7 protein-coding genes and 1 CRISPR repeat array are annotated in these 8957 nt (G+C 54.3%); of the genes, 4 read left to right on the top strand and 3 right to left on the bottom strand.

Features of this window, described 5'->3' with window-relative positions; genetic code table 11:
* Nucleotides 1–233 (bottom strand): hypothetical protein (locus PLH32_11005; protein HQJ65129.1); only part of this gene is annotated, 233 nt, incomplete at its 3' end.
* A gap of 124 nt (nucleotides 234–357) precedes the next feature.
* Here PLH32_11005 and PLH32_11000 point away from each other — a divergent pair.
* The 4 genes from PLH32_11000 (at nucleotide 358) to PLH32_10985 (ending at nucleotide 5059) form a co-directional block, all read left to right on the top strand.
* Nucleotides 358–2340, top strand: a complete 1983-nt coding sequence (locus PLH32_11000; protein ID HQJ65128.1) for a T9SS type A sorting domain-containing protein — start codon at nucleotides 358–360, stop codon at nucleotides 2338–2340.
* 704 nt (nucleotides 2341–3044) lie between these two features.
* Nucleotides 3045–3935: a ChbG/HpnK family deacetylase gene (locus tag PLH32_10995; protein HQJ65127.1), complete on the top strand. Its 891-nt coding sequence runs from the start codon at nucleotides 3045–3047 to the stop codon at nucleotides 3933–3935.
* Nucleotides 3936–3983: 48 nt separating this feature from the next.
* Complete coding sequence (locus PLH32_10990) at nucleotides 3984–4547, top strand: GNAT family N-acetyltransferase (GenBank protein ID HQJ65126.1); 564 nt, start codon at nucleotides 3984–3986, stop codon at nucleotides 4545–4547.
* 89 nt (nucleotides 4548–4636) lie between these two features.
* Entirely contained in the window at nucleotides 4637–5059 is a 423-nt protein-coding gene (locus tag PLH32_10985) for a DUF3788 family protein (GenBank protein HQJ65125.1), read from the top strand.
* A gap of 162 nt (nucleotides 5060–5221) precedes the next feature.
* On the opposite strand, the gene PLH32_10980 is transcribed toward PLH32_10985, so the two are convergent.
* A complete protein-coding gene (locus tag PLH32_10980; GenBank protein HQJ65124.1) occupies nucleotides 5222–5857 on the bottom strand; it encodes an MgtC/SapB family protein in 636 nt (211 codons plus the stop codon).
* 39 nt (nucleotides 5858–5896) lie between these two features.
* Entirely contained in the window at nucleotides 5897–7165 is a 1269-nt protein-coding gene (locus PLH32_10975; protein ID HQJ65123.1) for a M48 family metallopeptidase, read from the bottom strand.
* 436 nt (nucleotides 7166–7601) lie between these two features.
* A CRISPR array of direct repeats spans nucleotides 7602–8939; the repeat unit is 37 nt; unit sequence GTCGCAATCCAGTATTCGCCCTGGAGATGATTCAGAC.
* Nucleotides 8940–8957: the final 18 nt, after the last annotated feature.

The raw sequence follows: 8957 nt of genomic DNA, 5'->3' as shown, positions 1-8957 counted from the left end.
TACTGGCGCGTCAACGCCACCAACAGCAGCGGCACCAGCAGCTGGTCTTCCAGAAGTTTTACCACTATGGCCGAGCCCTTGCAAATCCCCGATCCTCCTGTCTTGAGCTCGCCTGCCAACGGGGCCAGCGGCATCAATATCACATCAATGGTGAGTTGGAATACGTCACCCCTGGCTGCAACGTACGCCTTGCAGATCTCCACAAACTCCAGCTTCTCGAATCTGGTCGTCAACCAGAGTAGCATCTCCAGCACCTCTTATTCTGTCAGTCTGTCTTACAGCACCACCTATTACTGGCGCGTCAACGCCACCAACAGCAGCGGCACCAGCAGCTGGTCTTCCAGAAGTTTTACCACTATGGCCGAGCCCTTGCAAATTCCCGATCCCCCTGTCTTGAGCTCGCCTGCCAACGGGGCCAGCGGCATTAATATCACGTCAATGGTGAGTTGGAATGCATCACCTCGGGCTGCAACGTACGCCTTGCAGATCTCCACAAACCTCAGCTTCTCGAATCTGGTTGTCAATCAGAGCGGCATCTCCGGCGCCTCTTATTCTATCAATCTCTCTTACAACACCACCTACTACTGGCGCGTCAACGCCACCAACAGTGCCGGGGTGAGCACGTGGTCAACACCATTCAGCTTTTCAACCGTTAATGCTGAGGTCAGCCCCTGGTATCGTCCCAATACAGGCATAAGCCATTCGGTTATCATTCCTCTGGATGCAAACCCCACCATTGATGGCCTGTCATTGGGCAATGGCGATATTATCGGGGTGTTCTATGATTCAAGCGGGACAGCTGCGTGCGCAGGATTTGATGTGTGGACAGGTCAGGGCAATATTGCAATCTCAGCGGCTGGCAATGATGCCACAACACCAGTGAAAGATGGCTTCTCTGAAGGTGAGAAATTTCAGTGGAAAATCTGGCGCAAGTCGGATTCCCGGACCTTTGATGCCAATGCACAATATCTATCTGTCGGAGCATTGGGAGGAATGGTATACTCACTGGATACATTTACTGCCAACGGATTGTCTGCCTTATCAGGATTGATGGGTAATTCAATGAGTATCCAGCAAATCCCGTACCGGAGTGGCTGGAATCTCCTCTCTGCATATGTGGAGCCCAGGTCAGCCAATCTTGATTCCATCTTTGCACCATGCAGGATAGATCTCGTTCTACTGAAAAATGGAATGCAAAAATCATATATTCCTTCTCAGAGCATCAATCAGATCGGCAATTGGATCCCAACGCAGGGGTATCAAGCCAAATTTAACAAAGCTGGCACATTCACTATAAAGGGGCGGATGTTAAAACCCGAAGACACGCCCATTTCGCTTGCATCAGGATGGAGCATCCTGCCTTATCTTCGTTCCGGTGAGATGCCTGTAGCCTCTGCATTTGCGTCAATCAAGGATGTCATCATCATCGTCAAGGACCAGGATGGCAAAACATACTTGCCTTCGGTAAATATCAATCAGATCAATACGCTAAAGCCGGGGCAAGCATATCAAATCAAGCTGTCTCAGGCAAGGACTTTTTCCTATCCGGCTAATAGTGCTACTGCAACACGTGCAGAAAAAGTGCTATCTCAGCCGGAAAATGGTACAGCAGGTATTATGGCCAATTTTATCTGCCCATGGCGCAACACAATAACCGGTTCATCGCACACCATCATCATCCCGTTGTCGGTGTATCAGACCGTGGCTTCTACTGTGAAGCTTGAGCCGGGAGATGCGGTTGGAGTATTTTATGATTCCACCGGAGTGCAGACCTGCGCCGGCTATGAATATTGGGACGGGATCAACAATATTGCCGTTGCAGCGGCTGCCGATGATCCAACCACCCCTGCAAAGGACGGTTTTCTTGCTGGTGATTCCTTGAGATGGAAGATTTGGAAACAATCCACTGGAGAAGTACTAAATATCAAGCCAATCTACGACCCACTTGGATCGCTGAATGGTCTGGTCACTTCAAGCGCTATATTTGAGATTAATGGACTCAGCGCCATGCAATCCTTCGGCTTGACAAATGTGACCAACAAAATTTCCTCACTCCCGGAAACATGCACACTCATGCAGAATTATCCCAATCCCTTTAATCCCGAAACGACCATTGCGTATGCGCTCCCTTTCAACAGTCAGGTCAGACTGGAGATCTATAACTCGAATGGGCAACTGATTGAGAGCCTCGTAAATAAAGCTCAACAGGCTGGCTCATATCAGGTAAGATGGAATTCCAGCACTGTCAGCGGGATCTACTTTTACAAATTGAGTGCGATTCCCGAGAACAGTTCATTCCAGAGCTTTACCTCAGTCAAAAAAATGATTTTGATCAAATGACGTATTCATCACCAGACTTTGGAGGTAAGATACTATTTCCATTGCCTCATTGAGCCGGTATCGGCATTGAGCCGGCATCAGCACACAAAAGAGCTTTCGTTTCAACGAAAGCTCTTTTGTTTTATTAAAAGGTAAAATGGTAGATACCCTGGATATGATTCCCCGGACAATAGTTGGTGTCATGCGGCGGCTGATAATTCCGGGTTAACAACATTCTGCCGCAATCAGATGGGTACAGATCAAACAGCCAGTAATCATGGCCGCAGTAGATCAAAATTTGCGAGTCCGCGCCTTGCCTGCAAACGAGCTTATCTGGCGGACGGGAGCAAGACGATTTTGCCTCGCCTTCCCTGCCAACCGATCACACTTCATTCATGCGTGGAGAGGATTATTTTGGGGCCCGCTCCATATCCCCGAGAGGCGGTTCCCAATAATCTGTTACTCCTCCTTCAACCATGAAGCGAGCTGGTTCTGTGGGCACCCGCATGAAATTAGGGGAGGGAGTAAAAGCTGGACGCTATCCGCAAAACCATTTGACATTAAGAACTATATCCCTTACCTTTGAAAAAGAACTCAACTGATCCATGCTGCCACTTGGGAACAACGTCCGCGACCGCTAGGGCCGGGCCAGCCGCACCAAGAAATGGCTGCACGCATGCCCTCCTCGATCCTGAACTTATTAACCAAACGCCAGGGACCCTCTCATGAAAATCGCCTCGTCACTTCTGATTCTCCTGCTGGCCGCAGCGGCTTTGCATGGCCAGTCGGCAGTTGAATCCCGGGTCGAGCTGATGATCCGCTGTGACGACATCGGCATGTGCCACACCGTCAACACCGCGGTGCAGCAGTTCATCGCCCGTAAAATTCCCTTCTCTGCTTCGGTCATGTTCGTCTGCCCCTGGTATCAGGAGGGCGTCGACATCCTCAAGGCCCATCCGGAGATCGCCGTCGGCGTCCACCTCACCCTCAATGCCGAATGGAAGAACTACCGCTGGGGACCGGTGCTCGGCAGCGCTGCGGTGCCGAGCCTCGTCGACAGCTGTGGTTTTTTCTTCCCCTCGCGCGACCGGCTGATGGCGCATCAGCCCAAACTCGAGGAGGTGGAGCGCGAGCTGCGCGCCCAGATCGAGCGCGGCCTCCACTCCGGGCTGCGCATCGATTACGTCGACTATCATATGGGGGCAGCGGTCTCGACGCCCGAATGGCGTGCCATCGTCGAAAAACTCGCCAGGGAATACAAGCTGGGCATCTCGCGCTATTTCGGCGAGGTGGATGCCCCGAGCATCTACAGCGTCCGGCCGGAGAGCAAGAGCGACAGTCTGACGGCGATCCTCAAACGGCTCGAGCCGGGCGGCCGTTATCTGGGGGTCTTTCATATCGGTCTGGAGACCGCCGAGATGGGCGCCCTCATCGACCTGAATACATTCGGTCTGAAGGAGATGAGCCGCTATCGCCAGGGTGAGCTGCGCGCCCTCTGCGCACCCAGGACGGCCAAGGTACTGCGTGAGAAAAAGATCCGCCTGCGCACCTATCGCGATGTGATCGAGGAGGTGGGGGTGGAGCACATGCAGCCGCCGCCGGGGAGCGGCTACTGAGGCGGATCGATGGCAGAAGAACGTACAGATTACAGCCGGAGGCTGCTCATGATCACCACAGAAGAGGTCACTGCAGCACACTGGCCGCAGATTGAGGCGTTGTTCGGCGAACGCGGCGCCTGCGGGGGCTGCTGGTGCCAGGCCTGGCGCCTCGAAAGGGGCGAAAATTGGGAGGAGATCAAGGGAGGTGCGGCCAAAGAACGGCTCCGCCGCGGCATTGCAGCGGGCACCGTCCTTGGCATCCTCGCCTTTGCGGAGGGCATTCCCGCCGGCTGGTGCACTTTTGGGCCGCGGCGTTCCTTCCCCCTTCTGGACCGCACCCGGTCCTACCAATGCGAGGATGCGGAGGCGGTCTGGTCGATCCCCTGTTTCTATGTGCCGCGGCCATACCGCAACCGCGGCATCGCCCACGCCCTGCTCGCGGCAGCCCTGGAGGCGATGAAAAAACGCGGCGCCCGCATCGTTGAGGGCTATCCCGCCAAACCCAACCGCGACGGCACCTATATCTCCGCCTTTGCCTGGACGGGCACCGATTCCCTCTTCGAAAAGGCGGGCTTTATCCTGGCCAGCGATCCGGCCCGGAGCAAGCGCCGGGTTCGCAAGACGCTGTAAACCCGGTCCGTTCTCATCCGGCAGCGTCCATTGAATGGCCCGCCGGCTTTTGTGCAGAAAGCGATGAATTCGTACTTGGGAGAATAGCCATGGAACCAAGGCTTCTATCCGATCCGGAGCAGTATCCCTCCGAGAAGATCATCTTTTCCCACATCGGCAAGAGCAAACCGCTGTGGGTCTCCCTCTTTGATCACCTCCAAACGGAGCATCCCGACATCACACCGGAATGGCGCTATTATAACGACGGCAAGAGCTGGCTGATGAAGGCGACCACGAAGAAAAAGACGATCTTTTGGCTGTCGATCGTCGAGGGGAGTTTTCGCACCACGTTTTATTTCAACGCCAGGCTGGAGCCGGAGGTAATGGCGTCCGGGATTGCCGACGAGTTCAAAGCGCAGTACCAGCAGGGGCTGAAATCCGGCAAGCTGACCGGATTGACTCTCCTTTTCCGGGATGAGCAGGACGTGCACAACGCCAAAGCGTTGATTGCGCTTAAAAAGCGGTTGAATTAGGGGTTTGCTGATGACCTGGAGGTGGTCCGGGATCAGGGATCAGCGTCGGAATTCTTTCCTGTAAACGTGCCGGACAGACCGGGCGGGCGACGGCGTCTTCCTGAATCCGCGACCTGCGCCGCGGTGGTTACTCCTTGACGATGTCTGTTCTGGGGAAACAAATCAGCACTTGAACTCGTGCACATCCTGATCCGCGATCAGCCGGCTGGTGAGCTTGATAAAACTTTTTTCGGCGCCATAAGCCTCGATCAGCACGAGCAAATGCTCCCTGCCCTTGACGATCTTCCGGCTGATAGTGGTCAAGCCGGCCTTATGAAATTCCGCCGCCAAATCCTCCACCTTCTCCGGCTTGAGCGGCAGGATGATCTCGTAATTGCGGGTCTCGCGCACCAGATCGATGCGGCGCTCGAAAAAGGGGAAAATCCAGAGCACGGTCAGGATTAGCGCCAGGGCGGCGAAGGCGAGCAGCAGCTGGCCGCCGCCGATGGCCATGCCGACCGCGGCGGTCATCCAGATGATCGCCGCGGTGGTCAGGCCGACGATGTGACCGCGGTCGCGCAGGATCACCCCGGCGCCGAGAAAGCCGATACCTGAAACCACCCCGGCGGCGATGCGCGCAGGATCACCGCTGCTCCCGAACCCTTTGGAGAGCATGGTGAAGAGGGCCGCTCCGGCGCAGATCAGAATCAAAGTGCGGAAACCGGCCGCCTTGTCGCGGAACTCCCGTTCCGCGCCGATCAGCCCCCCCGCGAGGAGGGCGAGTAAAAGGTTGATTAGATCAGTTCCTTGCAGTTCCATCTGTCATCCCTGTGTTCAGGTCCACGCCGGGCAGGCGTCTCAAGCCGAGACCGCGCTCTCCTCCCCCTCCGGCAGCTTAAAAATCCTGGGTATAAAACTCTTTTGCACCACCGAGCCGATGATCTGAGCCAACTCCTTGCGGCTGAGGCCGAAGACATGCTCTCCGATATCGAAGAGCATGTCGATCTCGGCCTTGATGATCTCGTTATCGGAGAGGACCAGGCCGATCAGGTACTCGAGCATGCCGTAGCGCTCGGCCGGATTCTCCGAAAGAATCGCCTTGACCGAGGTCTCAAAGATCTTGCCGACATCCCCCCGGGCGAGGATGTGGTCGAAAAACTCCTTGGGAAAGATCGAAAACCGGGCGAGCACGGTGATGATCTGCTCCACCTCCTGCAGGTTGAGGTTCTTGTCGGCACCGGCGACGATGATCCCGGCCGCGGCGACGAAATAGGAGCGGTGCTTGTCGAGCTCCGAGCTGCCGGTGACCATGAGGATCCGGGTCAGCTCCTGGATGGCCTCGGCCAGCTTTTTGTCTTCCTTGCCCTCGGGCAGGCTTTTATAAAGCTCCGACCCGGAGAAGAGTTGCAGGCATTTAATGCGCACCGGATTGATGGGATGGGTCGATGCTACGGCATAGGGATTGGACTTGAAATAGTCGAGGACCTTCTCCATCTCCGCCAGGTAGGCCATGGCATCGAAAGAAATGCGGCTGGTGCTGAGTCCGGAGGAGAGTTTGATGAAGGTGTTGATGCACTGGTTGAGTTTCGGGGCGGCGATGAAGCCATAGCGGTCGGCGGTCAGCTCGGCGAGCTTGTCCCAGAGCTGGATCTTGTTCTGGAAGACGATGGGGGCACGTTCGAACTCGGGAAAGACGAACTGGAGGATCTTTTGCAGTTGGGCGTTTTTGCTGATGAGGTGGCCGATCTCGTGGCCGATGACGAAGCGCAGCTCATCGTCCTCGAAGCGTTCGAGCAGGGCCGAGTTGATGATCACCTTGTGGCTTTGGCTCTCCTCGAGCCGGGGATAGGCAAAGCAGTTGATGGTCGGTGCGTTGGAGACGAAGAACTCGACCTCCTCGGTGAACTCGAGTTTCTCGCGGACCTCCTCGCAGATGCGATGGAGGTCCGGCGCGAGGGCGGCGGTGATCTTGAAGCTGTGGCCTTCGAGCAGGGATTTCAGCTCGTCGTGGTCCTGAGTCACCTTGCCTTCACGCAGGATGGTCTCGATAATGGCGCCGTCGAAAGCGTCGTAGAGTTCGCGGCTCAGGGAGGCCTCGAGTTCGAGGCGGATGGCGGAATGGTTCATGGGGGCTCCTCGGGTTAAGCTGCAGTCATCGGCTCCGCTGTATGGAGTGGAGATAAAAGAGCTGGGAAAAGATGCGATGGCCCTGGGACGAAAATTGTGCAAGAACAGAGCCGCTGCATAATACTTTATGCTTTTAGTTCAATCTTTTCTTATCAGCCGGGCAATCCGTTTTATCATTTGAGCAATGCTGTTTCCACCGCACCAATGTCTACAGATTAATAGCGGGATTTATGCCCTTGGCGGGGCCTATACGATTCTGGATGCGCGCAATGCTGCCCCGGCTGGAACAGAATCAACCTTCTTTCTCGAATCGAAGAATGTTGCTTATTCGTATAGCTCGGATAATATACGAACTTTTCGGTGTGTCCACAACAATCATTAAAATCTAAAAAGTAAAACTACAGCTTTCATAGTCACGAGCAAAGACGCCGACAATGTCGAAATCCGGTGTTCGCCCTGGAGATGATTCAGACAAGTTTTTCCGGCGTTATGGTTGCAAAAGAAAATTCGTGGTCGCAATCCAGTATTCGCCCTGGAGATGATTCAGACAATGTCCTCTCGGCCGAGGACATCTCCGGTATGCCGAATAAGTCGCAATCCAGTATTCGCCCTGGAGATGATTCAGACGTTCATGATTCGCGCGGAGCTGGACCGCAAGCTGAAGTGTCGCAATCCAGTATTCGCCCTGGAGATGATTCAGACACAATGGTTAACGAAATCCGTACTCCAGAGGGGTGGAAATTGGAGTCGCAATCCAGTATTCGCCCTGGAGATGATTCAGACATTTCAGGAGGGAGAGATAATGGAAAATATACTACCAGTTTGTCGCAATCCAGTATTCGCCCTGGAGATGATTCAGACAGCCGAGAAACCCAACGCCGAAACCCAGCAAAAAATTGTCGCAATCCAGTATTCGCCCTGGAGATGATTCAGACCCGAAGGGCCGGAGCAGCTTGCGCTATTTTAACCTGGGTAAGTCGCAATCCAGTATTCGCCCTGGAGATGATTCAGACATTTGATAGACCGGCTCCAGTCAGCATATGAGCCCGATGAAGTCGCAATCCAGTATTCGCCCTGGAGATGATTCAGACCGTCCTATCGACGTCGCGCGGGCTTTGCATGTCAAGTCGCAATCCAGTATTCGCCCTGGAGATGATTTAGACGTGCTATAAAGGACGCTATCGCTCAGGCGAAAACAGGCGATGGTCGTAATCCAGTATTCGCCCTGGAGATGATTCAGACAGCATCGAACAACGAGCACGAGCGCGACGCGGTGCATATGGGGTCGCAATCCAGTATTCGCCCTGGAGATGATTCAGACGAGTGCTGGCCGTCGAAAAGGAGTTGATCGAAGAGCTAGGTCGCAATCCAGTATTCGCCCTGGAGATGATTCAGACTTGACGATGGAGGCCGAGAATGTCAACTGAACTGAGTCGCAATCCAGTATTCGCCCTGGAGATGATTCAGACACGCCGATACGGTGCTGTTCATACACTCTGACGACTATGTCGCAATCCAGTATTCGCCCTGGAGATGATTCAGACAATATCGCAAATTGGCGTTTCGGCATTCGCGGTATATGGTCGCAATCCAGTATTCGCCCTGGAGATGATTCAGACAGTAGTGAAGTCGCCGCTATAATATGCGCGGCGGTAGTGTCGCAATCCAGTATTCGCCCTGGAGATGATTCAGACACTGTGACAATTGAAAAAAATTCACCAAACTATAATTTAAATTGTCGCAATCCAGTATTCGCCCTGGAGATGATTCAGACAGTAGTGAAGTCGCCGCT

It is taken from the genome of bacterium, from assembly GCA_035419245.1.
GTDB lineage: Bacteria > Zhuqueibacterota > Zhuqueibacteria > Residuimicrobiales > Residuimicrobiaceae > JAKPUX01.
The sequence above is the reverse complement of the archived record's forward strand: the minus strand, read 5'-3'. Positions and strand labels throughout refer to the sequence as shown.

Excerpts from the sequence above, each read along its gene's own strand:
- PLH32_11000 (HQJ65128.1), top strand. The coding sequence starts at position 358 with ATGGCCGAGCCCTTGCAAATTCCCGATCCCCCTGTCTTGAGCTCGCCT.
- PLH32_10995 (HQJ65127.1), top strand. The coding sequence starts at position 3,045 with ATGAAAATCGCCTCGTCACTTCTGATTCTCCTGCTGGCCGCAGCGGCT.
- PLH32_10990 (HQJ65126.1), top strand. The coding sequence starts at position 3,984 with ATGATCACCACAGAAGAGGTCACTGCAGCACACTGGCCGCAGATTGAG.
- PLH32_10985 (HQJ65125.1), top strand. The coding sequence starts at position 4,637 with ATGGAACCAAGGCTTCTATCCGATCCGGAGCAGTATCCCTCCGAGAAG.
- PLH32_10980 (HQJ65124.1), bottom strand. The coding sequence starts at position 5,857 with ATGGAACTGCAAGGAACTGATCTAATCAACCTTTTACTCGCCCTCCTC.
- PLH32_10975 (HQJ65123.1), bottom strand. The coding sequence starts at position 7,165 with ATGAACCATTCCGCCATCCGCCTCGAACTCGAGGCCTCCCTGAGCCGC.